Below are 17,324 nucleotides of genomic sequence, written 5' to 3'. Positions count from 1 at the left end.
GTCAAAGAATTCCTCTGACAAATAATTTTTCATACATTTGTTTTTTGATGGTTAATACTTGATTTTGTTTAAGAGAGCAGATCTGGTTTTGACCTTTGGCCGGAAGGTGTTAGCGCACTTCCCGGCTTTTTCATTTTCATTTCATTGGCAATTCTTAATTATAGTTAGACATTATTTATTCGATAGTTATCGAATTAGTTTTTTCATCAATCGTATAGTTGAACTTGTTTCTCAACTGAAGAACCTTAAGAATATGCTCAACTCCATCTTTGGTCCGGAACTTACCTGTATATTGGTGATTCAGAATCTTATTATTCTTTACTTCAATTTTCAAATCAAAATAAAGTCGTAGCTTATTCACCAATTCAGCAAACGATTCATCCTGAAAACTGATAATCCCGTCTTTCCAGAGTTGGTGATTCAAATCGGTAATAGGAGCAATAGTTAGTTTTTCATTTTTCTGAAATATCCGTTGGTCAGGTTGAATCAGTATTCCCTTTGAACCTCCATGTTTCAGTACTTCTACAGATCCCTCAAATAAAGCAGTTTCAAAGTTTTCGTAACCTGAATAAGCCATTACATTGAACTTAGTACCCCAGACTTTAATGTTGTACTTTTCGGTTTTAACTATGAATGGCTTAAGCTTATTAGAAACGACCTCAAAATAACCTTCTCCGCTGATACTTACCTCACGGGTTTGTCCGGAAAATTGATTCGGGAAAATTAACGTCGTATTGGCATTTAGCCAGACTTTTGTTCCATCTTCCAGTGTAATTTCAGCCCGTTGTCCAGCCGGAACATACAATGATTGCATGGCAAGTGTATGTTCCGACTTAAATTCAGGAAAAACAAATCGTGAAACGATAATTGCTACTATTAATATGGCAGCATATTTCATTATTCCTACGAAGGTTATTTTCCGTGAAAGGTAGTTTTTGCCATTGGTTTCCTGCTCTGGCTTTACGGCGGGTGAAGTTTGCCAAATGGTAATATCGTGCAGTTTGCGAAGCGCCAGATATTCCTTCATATTTTCAGGATCAGCATCCAGCCAATTGGTAATGGCTACCATCTCCGAATCGGTCCCATCCCCTTCAATGTATTTGATTATTAGTTCTGTATCCATTTTAATTATCAGAAAGGAAGCTGTTTTATTTCCTCATCTGATACCAAAACGATTCAAGAAGAATAATCACTAGTAAACTTCTAATGTTTTTTTAATTCAGAAAAGTAAGTGTGCCCAACAACGGCAAATAATCTTTAAGCGCCGACCTCAACTCTTTGACCGAAAGCATAATGTGATAATCTACTCCTTTTACAGAAATTTGATATAATTCGGCAATTTCTTTGTGAGGTTTATTTCCGAACTTGCTCAATTTAAAAATCTCTCTTGTTTTTTGGGGTAGCGCGTCTAGCGTTGATTCTATGATTTGACTAACTTCAGTAGAGAAAATATCAATCGGGTCGCTCATCTCCAGACTAGTTGTTCGAATTTCAATTTCACGGGTTAAGGTTTCAGCCAAATTAAGATGCACCGATCGAATTATTGATTGATGTTTTAAATAATCAAGCGAACGATTTTTAAGAATTACAAATAAATAAGGAGGTATTGGGTTGATTGGTTGTTGTTTCATTTGCTGCCACAGCTTGATCAACGATTCTGAAACAATGTCTTCGGCTGCCATATCATCGTGTACATATGATTTTACATACAAAAATGATTTTCTGTAAAAGGAATTATATATTTCATTAAAGCTATTCACCGAATCAAATGACATCATTCCATATTTTGCTCTGTAAACTTAAAAAATTATTGTTTCCAATTTACATCACTTAAATCAAACACTACGTGGTTGTATTTAATTGATAAAGAAAACTATTTTTCGATTGTAGTTTCGAGTATTCAAACCTTAAATCATGATTGAACGTTTTAGTAAAGTGTGGCTATGGAATATATCTGTTTGGAATGATTTCTTCCCCATGAGTTAGACCGATCCCCGAGGTTGGCAAGGGTTCTAAAAGGACAAAAAAAAAGGATTCTATCATACATGATAAAATCCCTGTTTTGTGACCCCGGCAAGACTCGAACCTGCAACCTTCTGATCCGTAGTCAGATGCTCTATCCATTAAGCTACGGGGCCATTTGCTAAAAGCGTTGCAAAGATAATACTTAAGAGAATAAAAACAACTCTCAAATCTAGTTTTTTTAACTAATCGTATTTATTCATTTTATCATCAATAAAAACGTCCTGATTATAACGTGTTTGTATTTTAATGTTAGTTATCATTTCTTCGGCACCTCCAGCATAAACAGCCTCATGAATGTCTTTCACAAGCATCATTACCTCATCATAATAGCCTTCAATCACCGTTTCAAACGGACAAACACGATATTTAAGCCCTGATTTTTGGATTAATTCAATTGCAACATCAACCAATTCATATGTCCCTTTTGATGATGACCTGGGCAGCACCTGAATTGCCAAATTAATTTTATTTTTCATATATCTATAATTTGCTTTTTAATTGCCTTATGCCCGCCTGACAAGCCTTTGGGCGGGCAGGGAACTCATCAATTAGTCATACCCGCGTGAGTGATTTTTACTAATGGCTCGTTTCATTTTAATTATTTTTCTCGATTGATAAACCTTCTGATTTCATCCACACTCATGCGTTTCACATTTGTAATAATTATATCCGGACGGACAAAATCGCCATACTGATTGCATTCATTGATAACACTGCTGAAAACGCCCTGAATATCTGACTTAACAGGCAAAAGCAATATAGCAATGGCAAGGTCTTTTTTAAAACTAATTTCTTCAAGAATACCATTACTCTGAGTAAGGGCATATTCCAATTCGGTCTTAATCAACTTACGTTGAACCGTAGAATATTTTTCGACATTCTCATTCCCAATAAAAACCACAAAATACCTAAGCTTCTGATCCTTTCCACCAAGTCCGGTTGAAATATAAACCTGCTGTTCATCCATTAGAGAACTTTGAATGACCATTCTGCTTTCCTGCAAAGCTAAAATACTCCATTCTCTCAACTCAGGATCAGGATGTTGAGCATATTTTTCGATCGTTCGAAAGGCTTCAACTTTTTCTTGCGAAGCCAACAGAACCAATAAATTCTTCTTCTCTTCAAGTGCTATGGCCGAATCAAAAAGGTCATTCTGATGTTGAAGAATAAGTTCAGCTGGGAAACCCGATTTTAGATCCCTGCCATAGTTGAAGTACTCCATCTGTAGCTCAACATCAATTTGTTCCTCAAGTATGCTGAAATTCTCAGGCAAAGAAGAAATCGCATCTTGAATCTTTTTATATATGTTATCTTCGTCCATACTGTTATTCCTGAAATGCAAAAGTAACCGAATCAATTTTGATTCTTCAAGAAAGCAATATTTTTTAAGAGTTTTATCAAAACTTAAATATCTTTGCGCCGTTATTCTTATTTAGTTTAAATTAGTATAGCTCCTCATACAATAATTGTGCGACTCTCTGAAGTAAAAAATAAAGAAACAGTAATTATCACGAAGGTTTTAGGGCATGGTTCTTTTCGTAAAAGAATCACTGAAATGGGTTTTGTGAAAGGGAAAGAGGTAACCGTAATCAAAAATGCCCCTTTTAATGGTCCCATTGAGTATAAAATTTTGGATTACAACATTACTCTTCGCCGGACTGAAGCTAATCTAATCGAAGTCGTAAGTCAAGACGAAGCTCATACATTCGTAGCTCAAAACTTTGAAGGAGTTATCGATTATGAAAATCTAAAAATTTCAGCAAAAGAGAAAGAACGTACTCTCAATATTGCCTTGGTCGGAAATCCAAACTGTGGAAAAACAACCTTGTTTAATTTTCTCTCAGGTTCAAAAGAACACGTAGGAAACTACAGTGGAGTTACCATTGACGCCAAGAAAGCAACTTTCACCAACAACGGATATCTCTTTAATATTTTCGACCTACCAGGTACTTATTCTTTAACGGCTTATTCTCCGGAAGAAATCTATGTCAGAAACTTTATCATGGACGAAACTCCTGACATTGTAATCAACGTGATTGACTCGTCTAATTTGGAACGAAATCTCTTCCTGACTACTCAATTAATTGATATGGACATCAAGGTTGTTATTGCCTTGAATATGTATGATGAATTATTAAGGAACGGTGGAAAATTTGATTACCGGAGTTTGGGAAAACTCATCGGAATACCAATTATCCCATTGGTAAGCTCCAAAGGGAAAGGCATTCAGGAGTTGATTGAAAAGACCATTGAAGTATATGAAGATCAGGATCCAATTGTAAGACACATTCACATCAATTATGGTATTGAGCTCGAAAAATCAATTCAATCGCTGAGAAAAAAGATAAAACTCGAAAAACCGATTACAGATACAATTTCTTCGCGTTTTTTATCCATCAAATTGCTCGAACGTGACAAGCAAACCATTGAATCACTGACTTCATATCCAAATTTTGCTGAAATTGAAAAGGCTGCTCAAAGTGAAATCAAGCGAATTGAAAGCATCTACAACGAAGATAGTGAAACAGTTATAACCGATGCGAAGTATGGATTTATTTCAGGAGCTCTTCAAGAGACCTACAAACAAAGAAGGAAAAATACCGCAAAGACTTCAGAAAAGATAGACAAAATACTCACTAACAACATACTCGGATTTCCTATATTTATTCTTTCCATCTCATTAGCTTTTTTTGCAACGTTCAAAATTGGCGCTATACCAATGCATTGGATCGAAAACCTGATCGCGTTTATCAGTCAGCATATTTCAGAACTACTCCCTAATGGCATGCTCAAAGATCTTATTATTCATGGCATCATTGATGGGACTGGGAGTGTTTTGGTGTTTCTACCCAATATCCTGATTTTATTCCTTTTTCTTTCCTTTATGGAAGACTCCGGTTACATGGCCAGAGCCGCCTTTATCATGGATAAAATAATGCACCGCTTTGGATTGCATGGACGGTCTTTCATTCCAATGGTAATGGGTTTTGGTTGCAATGTACCGGCAATAATGGCTACACGAACGCTTCGTAGCCCGAGCGATCGATTGCTAACCATGCTTATAATTCCTTTCATGTCATGCAGTGCAAGGCTTCCGGTTTATGTGCTTTTTATTACGGCATTCTTCCCGCAAAATCCAGCTTTGGTGCTAAGTGTCATTTATTTCTCCGGAATATTAATTGCCTTTTTGACTGCACAGCTTCTTAACCGCACTATTTTTAAGAGTAAAGAAACACCTTTTGTATTGGAACTGCCGCCCTACCGGCTACCTACTGTGAAAAACATACTTATTCACATGTGGGATAAAGCCAGACAGTATTTACAGAAAATCGGAGGAGTAATATTAATCGGTGTTATAATCATCTGGGCTTTAGGCTATTTTCCAAGAGAAATTCCATCTGACAATAGCAATATACCTGAAATAGTTGCCAATCAATCCAGTCAGGTTAAGAGTCAAAGCCAAAGATTGCAAGATAGCTATCTGGGACAATTGGGACAATTTATTCAGCCTGTTATGTCGCCTTTAGGTTTCGACTGGAAAATGAGTGTTAGCCTGCTGGCCGGGCTTCCTGCTAAAGAAATAATCGTTAGCACAATGGGCGTTTTGTATCAGGTTGAACAGGATCACAAAAACGTTGGGCTAAGTGCCAAATTAACTCAGGAAGAATACATTTCAGGTGAAAAGAAAGGAGAAAAAGTGATCTCAATACCAGTAGCTCTGGCTTTTATTGCTTTTGTACTGATCTATTTCCCCTGTTTAGGTGTTATTGCTACAATAAGAAGCGAATCAGGAAAAATAAAATGGGCTTTATTTACAGTTGTTTACACGACGAGTGTTGCCTGGATAATTTCATTTTTGGTGTTTCGGGTTTCAACATACATCTTAATGTAATACAATCATGATACAGGATATCATTGCCTATCTAATTATATCAGTTGCTTTTGGCGCATTGGCGCTAAACATTCTCCAGTTTTTCAACCTTGTTGGAAAAAAATCTGGCAATACGACAAAATGTAGTGGATGTTCAGGCGGATGTGAAATAAAAGAAATCCAGCAATTCAAAAAAGACAAACCGACAAATTATAATCAATTCAGGATGCAATTATAATTTTTTCAATGCCGCGATAGTTTCAATCGGACTATTTGCATTAAAGACAAAGCTGCCAGCAACCAAAATATCAACACCCGATTCATAAAGTTTTTTCCCCACTTCGAAATTCACGCCACCATCAACCTCGATCTGGGTTTTTAAATTTCGCTTTAAGATCATCTCTTTCAATGCAACAACTTTCTGATAAGTATTTTCGATAAATAACTGACCACCAAAGCCTGGATTTACCGACATCAGCAAAACCATATCCAATTCTGAAATAATATCTTCAAGTAAAGCTACCGGTGAATGCGGATTGAGACAAACACTTGCCTTTATTCCAAGGCTCTTAATTTGCTGAATGGTGCGATGCAAATGAGTGCAAGCTTCGTAATGAACAGTAATAATCGAAGCGCCTGCCTTAAAGAAATCGCTGATATATTTATCAGGATTTACGATCATAAGGTGAACATCAAGCGGTTTGATACTTATTTGATTAACAGCTTGAATGATTGGAATACCAAACGAAATATTAGGGACAAAAACACCATCCATAACATCACAATGGACAAAATCGGCCTCACTCCGATTAAGCATTTCAACTTCTTCGCCTAGACGGTTAAAATTAGCAGCAAGTATTGATGGTGCGACAAGTTTCATAAGTAACAATTTTATTCCAAATGTAAGATTTTATCCTTTTTATCGAATATCTACAAAAAAAATAAAGCTGCCCGAAGCAGCTTTTTATTGAATTTACAAGTAAGTTCTGAGTAATTTGTTGCGGTAATGATTTCGCATTTTTTTAATCGTCTTTTCTTTTATTTGTCTGACGCGTTCTCTTGTCAAGCCAAACTCGTCACCAATTTCTTCAAGTGTATGCTGACGTTGACCACTCAATCCAAAATAATAACGAATAACGTCGGCTTCACGCTCACCCAGAGTCGATAAGGTTCGTTCAATTTCTTTGCAAAGCGATACTTTCATCAAGCCTTTATCCGGGCTTAGAGAATCTTCATTCAACAAAAGATCGTACATGTTTCCTCCGTCTTCATCATGTATCGGTGCATCCATTGAAACATGATGAGCCGATACTTTTAAAGCGTCCTCAACAATATCAGAGGAAGTCTCCAGCATAAAAGCCACTTCTTCAGGTGTAGGTTCCCGTTGATATTCCTGCTCAAGACGACTAAACGTTTTATTAATCCGGGTAATTGAACCTATTTTATTTAACGGTAATCTTACAATACGTGCTTGTTCAGCTAATGCCTGAAGGATTGCTTGACGAATCCACCAAACTCCATAAGAAATGAATTTAAATCCACGAGTTTCATCATAACGCTGAGCAGCCTTAATTAGGCCGAGATTACCTTCATTGATTAAATCAGGTAAACTTAAGCCCTGATTCTGATATTGCTTTGCTACAGACACAACAAACCTCAAATTGGCTTTAATTAATGTCTCCAAGGCATCTTTATCACCTTTCTTTATTCTCTTGGCCAATTCAACTTCTTCGTCCGAAGTTACCAAATCAACTTTCCCAATTTCATGCAGGTATTTATCAAGCGATAATGTCTCCCTGTTTGTAACCTGTTTTGCAATTTTAAGCTGTCTCATCATCTAAACTTATGAAGGTTCACTCTCAAATAAAAGTCGGCAAATACGAATTATTCATGACGAAAGTAATTAATATAGAATTCTTTCACTTAACCTAAACCATAAATTTATATGAAGTGTACGTTATTTTACTTGAATGGTTTTAATAAGCCAATGAATGACACTTTCAAGAAAAATAATTTTTGAAGTTTTACCCTAAAAACATGAATTCAAATTCCAGAATCCGGTTTTTAAGTCGATTTTTCATCATTTACTTGGCTTTAATTTAGGATTTAGCTATACTTGCAAAAAATTTCGAACAAGTATCGATCATCCAAATTATCAATTCCACTTTTCTTTTTTCTAATCACTTGACCTTTTGGATATTAACAAATCAATCAAAAATTATGTATGATATTATTGAATTAAGCAGAAAACTTCTTCCTGACTTAAAAGAAATTGCCAAAGAACTTGACATTAAAAAAATTGAATCCTTCAAAAAACAAGATTTAATTTATAAAATTCTTGATACTCAAGCTATTTTGGCTTCAGAAAAAAAAACTGATGATAAAAAACTAAAGTCTCCGAGAGATATAAATTCAAAACGCGAAGAAAGTTCTGTCTTTAAATTATTTAGTAGAAAAAAGGAGGAAAAGCCAGCGGAAATTTCTGAAGAAAAGCCAGCAGAGAAACAAGACTTGGAGGCAACTGTTGCTTCAGCGGAAAATGAACCACGGAAAGAGGGCAAAAGAGAACTTCAGATCAAAAAAAGACCACGTACAGAGCACATTAAAGCCGGATCTTCGAATCACAATCCCAATCAGAATCCGAATGCAAAACAGAATATAAATCCGAATCAGCGTCAGAATCCGAACCAAAATCCTGAAAATAATAAAAAACAAAACGAACAGCCAAAATTCAATCAAAACCAAAAAGTCAGACAGGAAATTTTGCTTCCTGAAGATCCAATTGAAACAGAATCGGTAATCGTTGTTGCAGAACCGAATGAAGAACAGGCTGTTCAAACATCGAATCAAGAGTTCAAAATAGAGCAACTACCTCAAGAAGAAACCAGGCCTAATGATTTGACCGAAAAACGGAATGATAATCAGAACAAAAAGAAATGGGAGAATCGCGATAATCAAGGTCCAAAACCACAAAAGCAACAGAATCAGGAAAAACCATACGAATTTGATGGAATCATAAGTAACACCGGTGCTCTGGAAATCATGGCCGATGGTTATGGATTTCTTCGTTCATCAGATTTTAATTACCTGAATTCACCAGATGATATTTACGTCTCACAATCTCAGATCAAGCTGTTTGGTTTGAAAACTGGTGATACGGTTACCGGAACTATTCGTCCGCCGAAAGAAGGTGAGAAATATTTCCCGCTGATCAAAGTAATTGAAATTAACGGAAGAACTCCCGATTACATCAGAGATCGGGTGCCTTTTGAACATTTAACTCCTTTATTTCCAAACGAAAAATTCAATCTGACCGGAAACGGCCACGACAACCTTTCAACACGAATCGTTGACCTTTTTGCGCCTATCGGGAAAGGACAGCGTGGTTTGATTGTGGCACAACCAAAAACAGGTAAAACTGTATTGCTTAAGGAAATAGCCAATGCAATTGCAGCCAACAATCCTGAAGTTTACATGATGGTTTTGCTGATTGACGAGCGTCCGGAAGAGGTAACCGATATGGCCCGCCACGTAAATGCGGAAGTTATTTCATCAACATTTGACGAGCCAGCTGAGCGTCACGTGCGTGTTGCCGGTATGGTACTCGAAAAAGCCAAACGCCTGGTTGAATGTGGACACGATGTTGTAATCTTACTCGATTCCATCACACGTTTAGCCCGTGCTTACAATACGGTTGCACCAGCCTCAGGAAAAGTATTATCGGGTGGTGTTGACGCCAACGCATTACACAAACCAAAACGTTTCTTTGGAGCTGCCCGTAACATCGAAGAAGGCGGATCGCTGACAATTATTGCAACTGCACTGATCGATACCGGATCTAAAATGGACGAAGTAATCTTCGAAGAATTCAAAGGAACAGGTAATATGGAGTTACAACTCGACCGCAAATTATCGAACAAACGAATTTTCCCAGCCGTGGATATTACTTCTTCAAGCACCCGTCGCGAAGATTTGCTGATGAACAAAAATATGCTCGACAAAACCTATATTTTACGCAACTTCCTCAGCGACATGAACTCTATTGAGGCCATGGAATTTATCAAAACTAGAATCATGAGAAGCGATTCAATTGAAGAATTCCTGATTTCGATGAACGATCAATAAACAGATCTACTGATACATACAAAAAGAGAGCCCCAAAGCTCTCTTTTTTATTTTAGTCCCAATTTGAAGTTGAAATTTGTAGAAGGCTGAACAGCTTCCGAATCGAGAAACTTTTTCAGGATACGCTTAACCACATTGGCAGTCATCGGTTCACCGGAATAGTCGATTAAAAACCGATTAAACCCGTTCTTTTCCAATTGTTTCCGATAATGGAATAATGCCACTGGAATGGATGGATGAACAATGGTTATCCCGTCTTTTACAGAGATTCTGAATTTCTTATTGGTTTCATCGGCAAACAAATTACTTTCCTGATTAATTTTTACCGGCATTCTGGAATAAAACAATTCAGGATAAAAATACAGCGGCACAATTCCTTGCTTGTTGCTCATCGACAGCAAATTATCCACATCATTTTCAAGCGGATAGGTAAACTCGGCAATTTTTTCTTCATCCAACATTCGCGCTGAAGCATCATTCAAAACATACACATTTTCGTTACAACTCACTTTCGCTCCTGAAGGAAGTAACATTTTTTGTGATAACTGACTGATGAAAAAGTGGTTGAATCCAGATGCGACCAATTTCACGGCAAGTTTTCGATAAAAATCAAGATGCTTCTCTGAAATAAACTTAGGAAGCTCAATCCGAATCTTTTGTCTATTTTGCTGATGAACGGTAGAATTTGGGTCGAATTTTTCCCAATCGGATCGTTTATAGGAAAGAATTACCGCATCGTAATCGTCGAAACGTAATTTGGGCAACCACGCCGGACTTCCAATCCTGACCAGCAGCATTGGCTTTTGCTGTTTGCCTCCCTCAATTTGGAGTCCTTTTCGAATCTCCTGTTTTTTTAGCGGTATTTTTTTTAGCTCCGGAAGTGAATTTACATTTCCCAACCTGGATGAAAAACTCTGAGTTTTTACCCGAACCAGCAGTACATCATCGCCTTTGGTTATCTTTCCGAATAAATCCGCTGAAACCTGATATACATTCCCATTTTGACTGAAATTCTCAATCTTCAGGTACAATTGCTCGTCGTCATTCGCATTTCGAACCCGAATACGATAACCTTCAGCCAGCTTCTCCGAACTGGTAAACGAAATAGTTTTCCTGCTAACGTCAGTAATCTGCCCGATATGGATACCAATCGAAGGGTCGTCAGTAATTCCATCGCTTACATTTCCACCTAAAAACCAGCTTGTCTTTTCACGCCCCATATCCAACTCGAGCATTTGCGCTGCAATTCCAATATTATTCTGATCATCGATCGCCATTCGGTAGGCTTTGCAAACCTGGTAAACGTAATCAGCCGATTTCATACGACCTTCAATTTTGAGGGAGCGAATACCCAATTGCATTAATTTCTGAAGATTTTCAATTTGCTGATTGTCTTTCAGGCTAAAAAGAGCATGTTGCTCTCCACCATCCTGATAAATTCGGCGGCAACTTTGCTTACAAATTCCACGATTGGCACCTTGTCCTCCGGAATAGCTGCTAAACAGGCACATTCCTGAAAAAGAATAACACAACGCCCCATGAATAAAAACTTCCAATTCGGCCTTACTCTGCAGGGAAATTGCCTCCAATTCGGGCATGGTTAATTCGCGGGCTAGAACGGTACGCACAATTCCTTTTGAGGCGCCATAATTGACGCCAACCGAGTTGTGATTTCCCATCTGAGTACTGGCATGCAATACCAGTCGCGGAAAATACTTTCGAGCAATATAATAAGTTCCCCAATCCTGAATGATCACACCATTCACTTTTACCGCGTCAAGAAAAGCAAGTGCATCAATCAATTGATCAAGTTCCCGATTCTTAATCAGCACATTCAGCGTGACATATATTTTTACATTTTTCTCGCGAGCTTTCAGAACAGCCAACTGAAGCAGTTGTCGGGTAAAATTGCTTGCACGTCCGCGGGCATTAAATTCCTGAAGACCCAGATAAACAGCATCAGCTCCGGCATTCAGAGCAGCGTAAAAAGATTCAATATTGCCAACTGGAGCTAATAACTCAGGCTTTTGTTTTACCATCGGGGAAAATTTACGGCATAAAATTACTCAATTTGGTAACTCCACAACAAGTCAACTCCACAATTCCCAAATCCAGACCTTAGATTATTCAGGCAACAGACACGAACTTAATATAATTACGAACCATACATTGCAATGAATTGCTATTTTTAACAAATCTAAATTACATTTTTAAATTGATTTTGCTATCTACGGATTACAATTTACTGAAAACAATGATTAGATTTGTTGCATAAATTTCTGCACATGCAAAGTTTAGTCAATATTCATAATACTTTACAGGAACAAACCCTAAGTACCATCCGAAGAGAACTTATGGATGATATAAACTGGGATGACCGGATCATCGGGATCAAAGGATTTCGGGGAGTCGGAAAAACAACATTCCTACTTAATGTTGTGAAAGAACGGTATTTGAATGACAAAAGCTGTCTCTATGTAAACCTGAATAATTTCTACTTCACCAAACGCAAGATCGTTTCGTTTGTTGACGAATTTTATAAAACCGGTGGAAAGACTCTTGTTTTTGACCAGATTCACAAATATCCGGAATGGGCTTCTGAATTAAGAACCTGCTATGATAATTTCCCTGAACTGAAAATAATATTCTCAGCCTCTCCTGTTCTTCGCGTGCTGGAAGGAAATAATGAATTAATTGACATTGCCAAAATATATCACCTTGAAGGTCTTTCATTCAGGGAGTATTTGAATTATCAATCGAATCTGAATTTCAGGAGGTATTCCCTTCAGGAAATATTAACCAATCACATCAGTATTGCCCAGGAAATCGTTCAGGAAGTTAAACCACTGGCTTATTTCAACGATTATCTGAAAGATGGTTTCTACCCCTATTTTCTCGATAACAAAGGTTTTTACAGCGAAACGCTTCTTAAACACATCAATCTGGCACTCGAAATCGACGTTACATATCTCAATCAAATTGACTTACAATACCTGCCAAAACTTAGAAAGTTATTACAGATTATTGCCAGCCAGGTTCCCTTTTCACCAAATGTAAGTAAATTAAGTGCCGATGTTCAAACCTCAAGGGCAACCATCATGAATTACCTGAGGTACATGAAAAATGCCCGAATTATCAATATGCTGTTCTCGAATGGTAATGAAGATGAAATTAAGAAACCAGATCTTGTTTATTTGCATAACACCAATCTGATGTATGCCATTGATGAGGTAAACATTAACAGCAAAACACTCCGAAAAACGTTCTTTTACAATCAGGTAGGATACAAAAATCGAATAAAAAGTTCGGAAAAAGCCGATTTTAAAGTGAATGATCACATTCACTTCAGCGTTGGCGGGAAATATACATTACCAGCTGAAAACGGATGTTTCGCGGCAGCCGATATGATTGAAATTGGAAAAGGAGATGTTATTCCGTTGTGGCTCTTTGGCTTTTTATATTAGTCAGAAATATTAACAGATAAAAAATAAAATAAAACACGAATTAAAATTTTCAAAAATGGCAAACAAAAAGAAGTTCATTACATGTGACGGAAATTATGCCGCAGCGCATATCAGTTACATGTTTAGCGAGGTAGCATGTATCTACCCAATTACGCCATCATCAACCATGGCCGAATATGTTGACGAATGGGCAGCAAACGGAAGAACCAACATTTTTGGTCGTCCAGTTCGTTTAGCCGAAATGCAAAGCGAAGGTGGAGCTGCTGGTGCTGTTCACGGAGCTTTACAATCGGGAGCATTGACATCGACATACACTGCTTCACAGGGTTTGTTGCTGATGATTCCAAATATGTACAAAATTGCGGGCGAATTACTTCCAACCGTATTCCATATCAGTGCCCGCGCCCTTGCTGGTCACGCTTTATCAATCTTTGGTGATCACAGCGACGTATATTCTGCCCGTCAGACTGGATTTGCTATGTTAGCCGCCGGATCGGTTCAGGAAGAAATGGACCTGGCTGGTGTTGCTCACCTTGCAACCTTAAAATCGCGTGTTCCATTCATGGCTTTCTTCGACGGATTCCGCACATCACACGAAATTCAGAAAATCGAAGTTATTTCGCAAGAAGATATGCTTCCATTGATTGACATGAACCTGATTCAGGAATTCAGAGACAAAGCATTAAATCCGGAACATCCTGTAACCCGCGGTACTGCCCAGAATCCTGATATTTTCTTCCAGGCCCGGGAAGCTTCGAACCGTTTCTACGATGCAGTTCCTGATATCGTGGAAAATTACATGCAGGAAATCAAAAAAATTACCGGACGCGAATATCACCCATTCGATTATTATGGCGCTGCTGATGCTGAAAACATCATTATCGCCATGGGTTCGGTTACCGAAACCACCCGCGAAGTAATTGATTACCTTGCAGCAAAAGGCAAAAAAGTAGGTTTATTGTCTGTTCACCTTTACCGTCCGTTCTCAGCTAAATATTTCATGAACGTATTACCAAAATCGGTAAAACGTATTGCTGTACTCGACCGCACCAAAGAACCTGGAGCAAACGGAGAACCATTGTATCTGGACGTTTGTGAACTTTTCCAGGGAAAACAAAATGCCCCACTTATCGTTGGCGGTCGTTTCGGATTAGGATCAAAAGACACTACTCCAGCTCAGATTTTAGCAGTTTACGAAAACCTTGAACTGAACGAACCTAAAAACCAGTTCACCATCGGTATTGTTGATGACGTGACTTTCAAATCGCTTCCGATGAATGGTGAAGTGAATGTTGCCCCTGCCGGAACTTACGAAGCCAAATTCTACGGTTTAGGTTCTGATGGTACTGTTGGTGCCAACAAAAACTCGATCAAAATTATTGGTGAAGCTACCGACAAATATTGCCAGGCTTACTTTGCTTACGACTCTAAAAAATCAGGCGGATTTACTTCATCTCACCTTCGTTTTGGTAATGTACCAATCCGCTCACCATATTTGGTAAATACTCCTGACTTTGTGGCCTGCCACGTTCCGGCATACATTAACCTTTACGATGTACTAAAAGGCTTAAAAAAAGGTGGTTCATTCCTTCTAAATTCAATTTGGGATGAAGAAGAAACGAAGAAAAGGCTTCCTGATACTATGAAAAAGTATTTGGCAGAAAATGAAATTAACTTCTACATCATCAACGGTACAAAACTGGGTGAAGAAATTGGTTTAGGATCGCGTACCAATACCATTATGCAATCGGCATTCTTCAAAATTACTGAAGTAATTCCTTACGAACTGGCCGTTGAGCATATGAAGAAAGCTATCGTGAAATCGTATGGCAAAATGGGCGAAAAAGTAATCAACATGAACTACGCTGCTGTTGAAGCCGGCGGAAACAATGTGGTGAAAATTGAAGTGCCTGCTGATTGGAAAAACATCGTTCTGACTTCAGATGGAGATAGCATCAATCGTCCGGCATATATCAAAAATCTTGTTGATGTAATCAATGCACAAGAAGGAGATTCACTTCCGGTTAGCACATTTAATGGCACTGAAGACGGAACTTTCGAGTCGGGAACCGCAGCTTACGAAAAACGTGGTATTGCTGTAAATGTTCCTGAATGGCAAGCTGAAAACTGTATTCAGTGTAACCAGTGTGCTTACGTTTGTCCTCACGCTGCAATCCGTCCATTCCTGATTGATGAAGAAGAATTGGCTTCATTGCCAGCGGGCACGCAAACCATCCAGGCTGTGCCAAACAAACAATTCCCTGGCTTGAAGTTCAAAATACAGGTTAGTGTTCTCGACTGTACTGGTTGCGGTAACTGTGCCGATGTTTGTCCATCAAAAGAAAAAGCTTTGGTAATGCAGCCACTGGGAACTCAGGAAGCTGAAATTTCTCGCTGGAATCACATGGATTCAAAGGTAACATACAAGGAAAAGATTGTTGAGAAAAATAAATCGGTTAAAAACTCACAGTTTGCACAACCATTATTCGAGTTCTCGGGAGCTTGTGCTGGTTGCGGCGAAACTCCATACATTAAACTGATTACCCAGTTATTTGGTGAGCGCATGATGGTTTCGAATGCAACCGGATGTTCATCAATCTATGGCGGATCGGCTCCTTCAACTCCATATTGCAAACACAAAGAAAGCGGACAGGGCGTTTCATGGGCAAACTCATTGTTCGAAGACAATGCTGAATACGGCTTTGGTATGGCTGAAGGTGTTGCTGCACAACGCGACCGCATCGAAATGATCATGAAAGCTGCCATTGCCGATGGTGCAACTGAAGCTGAAAAAGCAGCATTTACTGCATGGATCGAAAATAAAATGAACGGCGAAACAACTGGCGAAGTTTCAGCAAAAGTTAAAGAAGTTTTGGCCGGAAGCACTGCTGTTTATGCGAAAGAAATCATGGGACTGAAACAGTACCTGGTTAAAAAATCGCAATGGATCTTCGGTGGCGACGGCTGGGCTTACGATATCGGCTACGGTGGTTTGGATCACGTATTAGCTTCAGGCGCTGATGTTAACGTTCTGGTTATGGATACCGAAGTGTATTCAAACACCGGAGGTCAGGCTTCGAAATCGACTCCGGTTGGCGCTGTTGCAAAATTTGCCGCTTCCGGAAAACGCATCCGCAAAAAAGACCTTGGCGTTATGGCCATGTCGTACGGATATGTTTATGTAGCTCAGGTTGCAATGGGTGCTAATCAGGCTCAATACCTGAAAGCAATCCGCGAAGCCGAAGCTTACCCTGGACCATCATTGATCATCGCTTATTCTCCATGTATCAACCACGGATTAAGGGCTTCGATGGGTCGCACACAGCAGGAAGAAAAACTGGCTGTTGAGTGTGGTTACTGGCACTTATACCGTCACAATCCATTGTTGGAAGAAGAAGGAAAGAACCCAATGGTTTTGGACTCAAATGCTCCTGACTGGTCGAAATTCCAGAACTTCCTGAATGGCGAGGTACGTTATACTTCACTCAAAAAAGCATTCCCTGAAGTGGCCGAAGAACTGTTTGCTGCTGCCGAAGAAAATGCAAAATGGAGATACAACGGCTACAAACGATTGGCTGCTGCTGATTATTCGGCTGCCGAATAAGGAAAAAACCAATCCAGATAAGGTTCAGATCAAGCCCAAAATTTGATCAGGATCGAACATAAAGAACTCCGGAGTACTAGTTACTTCGGAGTTTTTTTTTGAATGAACAGAAGGTGTTGACGTTTTTGCCACAAAGGTACGAAGACACGAAGGGGCGCAAAGAAGAAGACGATCAAACGCAGGACAAAATCTATCCCGGAGGGATAAAATGGTTATAGAAAAGGGCAATCATCTG

11 protein-coding genes and 1 tRNA gene are annotated in these 17,324 nt (G+C 38.7%); 4 read left to right on the top strand and 8 right to left on the bottom strand.

Annotation, left to right across the window (positions count from 1 at the left end; translation table 11 throughout):
- Positions 1–175 precede the first annotated feature (175 nt).
- From AQPE_RS21490 to AQPE_RS21470, 5 genes are all read right to left on the bottom strand, one after another.
- Entirely contained in the window at positions 176–1,123 is a 948-nt protein-coding gene (locus AQPE_RS21490) for a FecR family protein (RefSeq protein WP_318348533.1), read from the bottom strand.
- A gap of 91 nt (positions 1,124–1,214) precedes the next feature.
- A complete protein-coding gene (locus AQPE_RS21485; protein WP_318348532.1) occupies positions 1,215–1,775 on the bottom strand; it encodes an RNA polymerase sigma-70 factor in 561 nt (186 codons plus the stop codon).
- Positions 1,776–2,065: 290 nt separating this feature from the next.
- Positions 2,066–2,138, bottom strand: a tRNA-Arg gene (locus tag AQPE_RS21480).
- 69 nt (positions 2,139–2,207) lie between these two features.
- Positions 2,208–2,501: an MTH1187 family thiamine-binding protein gene (locus tag AQPE_RS21475; protein WP_318348531.1), complete on the bottom strand. Its 294-nt coding sequence runs from the start codon at positions 2,499–2,501 to the stop codon at positions 2,208–2,210.
- A 122-nt stretch (positions 2,502–2,623) separates the two neighbouring features.
- Complete coding sequence (locus AQPE_RS21470) at positions 2,624–3,346, bottom strand: hypothetical protein (RefSeq protein ID WP_318348530.1); 723 nt, start codon at positions 3,344–3,346, stop codon at positions 2,624–2,626.
- A gap of 147 nt (positions 3,347–3,493) precedes the next feature.
- Here AQPE_RS21470 and feoB point away from each other — a divergent pair, with 147 nt between their 5' ends.
- Positions 3,494–5,917: a ferrous iron transport protein B gene (gene feoB, locus AQPE_RS21465; protein ID WP_318348529.1), complete on the top strand. Its 2,424-nt coding sequence runs from the start codon at positions 3,494–3,496 to the stop codon at positions 5,915–5,917.
- 211 nt (positions 5,918–6,128) lie between these two features.
- Here the strand turns inward: feoB and rpe are convergent, their stop codons facing one another.
- Together rpe and AQPE_RS21455 are read right to left on the bottom strand one after the other, a co-directional pair.
- Positions 6,129–6,776, bottom strand: a complete 648-nt coding sequence (rpe, locus tag AQPE_RS21460; protein ID WP_318348528.1) for a ribulose-phosphate 3-epimerase — start codon at positions 6,774–6,776, stop codon at positions 6,129–6,131.
- Positions 6,777–6,869: 93 nt separating this feature from the next.
- Positions 6,870–7,730 carry a sigma-70 family RNA polymerase sigma factor gene (locus tag AQPE_RS21455; protein ID WP_318348527.1) on the bottom strand — a complete coding sequence of 287 codons (861 nt, stop codon included), beginning with the start codon at positions 7,728–7,730 and terminating at the stop codon, positions 6,870–6,872.
- Between the two features lie 386 nt (positions 7,731–8,116).
- On the opposite strand from AQPE_RS21455, the gene rho reads away from it, so the two are divergent.
- Positions 8,117–10,021, top strand: coding sequence for a transcription termination factor Rho (gene rho / locus AQPE_RS21450; protein ID WP_318348526.1), 1,905 nt, complete (start codon positions 8,117–8,119; stop codon positions 10,019–10,021).
- Between the two features lie 47 nt (positions 10,022–10,068).
- On the opposite strand, the gene AQPE_RS21445 is transcribed toward rho, so the two are convergent.
- The gene (locus AQPE_RS21445; protein WP_318348525.1) at positions 10,069–12,060 is read right to left on the bottom strand and encodes a peptidase U32 family protein; all 1,992 of its coding nucleotides are present in this window, start codon (positions 12,058–12,060) and stop codon (positions 10,069–10,071) included.
- A 246-nt stretch (positions 12,061–12,306) separates the two neighbouring features.
- Between AQPE_RS21445 and AQPE_RS21440 the strand changes: the two genes are divergently transcribed.
- Together AQPE_RS21440 and nifJ are read left to right on the top strand one after the other, a co-directional pair.
- Positions 12,307–13,485: an AAA family ATPase gene (locus tag AQPE_RS21440; protein WP_318348524.1), complete on the top strand. Its 1,179-nt coding sequence runs from the start codon at positions 12,307–12,309 to the stop codon at positions 13,483–13,485.
- A gap of 55 nt (positions 13,486–13,540) precedes the next feature.
- The gene (nifJ, locus tag AQPE_RS21435) at positions 13,541–17,089 is read left to right on the top strand and encodes a pyruvate:ferredoxin (flavodoxin) oxidoreductase (protein WP_318348523.1); all 3,549 of its coding nucleotides are present in this window, start codon (positions 13,541–13,543) and stop codon (positions 17,087–17,089) included.
- The last annotated feature ends 235 nt before the right edge of the window (positions 17,090–17,324 follow it).

The organism is Aquipluma nitroreducens, from assembly GCF_009689585.1.
In the GTDB taxonomy this organism is placed as follows: domain Bacteria; phylum Bacteroidota; class Bacteroidia; order Bacteroidales; family Prolixibacteraceae; genus Aquipluma; species Aquipluma nitroreducens.
This window is presented reverse-complemented; position numbering and strand designations above follow the sequence as displayed.

Coding starts and splice junctions, on each gene's coding strand:
- AQPE_RS21490 (WP_318348533.1), bottom strand. CDS start 1,123: ATGGATACAGAACTAATAATCAAATACATTGAAGGGGATGGGACCGAT.
- AQPE_RS21485 (WP_318348532.1), bottom strand. CDS start 1,775: ATGTCATTTGATTCGGTGAATAGCTTTAATGAAATATATAATTCCTTT.
- AQPE_RS21475 (WP_318348531.1), bottom strand. CDS start 2,501: ATGAAAAATAAAATTAATTTGGCAATTCAGGTGCTGCCCAGGTCATCA.
- AQPE_RS21470 (WP_318348530.1), bottom strand. CDS start 3,346: ATGGACGAAGATAACATATATAAAAAGATTCAAGATGCGATTTCTTCT.
- rpe (WP_318348528.1), bottom strand. CDS start 6,776: ATGAAACTTGTCGCACCATCAATACTTGCTGCTAATTTTAACCGTCTA.
- AQPE_RS21455 (WP_318348527.1), bottom strand. CDS start 7,730: ATGAGACAGCTTAAAATTGCAAAACAGGTTACAAACAGGGAGACATTA.
- rho (WP_318348526.1), top strand. CDS start 8,117: ATGTATGATATTATTGAATTAAGCAGAAAACTTCTTCCTGACTTAAAA.
- AQPE_RS21445 (WP_318348525.1), bottom strand. CDS start 12,060: ATGGTAAAACAAAAGCCTGAGTTATTAGCTCCAGTTGGCAATATTGAA.
- AQPE_RS21440 (WP_318348524.1), top strand. CDS start 12,307: ATGCAAAGTTTAGTCAATATTCATAATACTTTACAGGAACAAACCCTA.
- nifJ (WP_318348523.1), top strand. CDS start 13,541: ATGGCAAACAAAAAGAAGTTCATTACATGTGACGGAAATTATGCCGCA.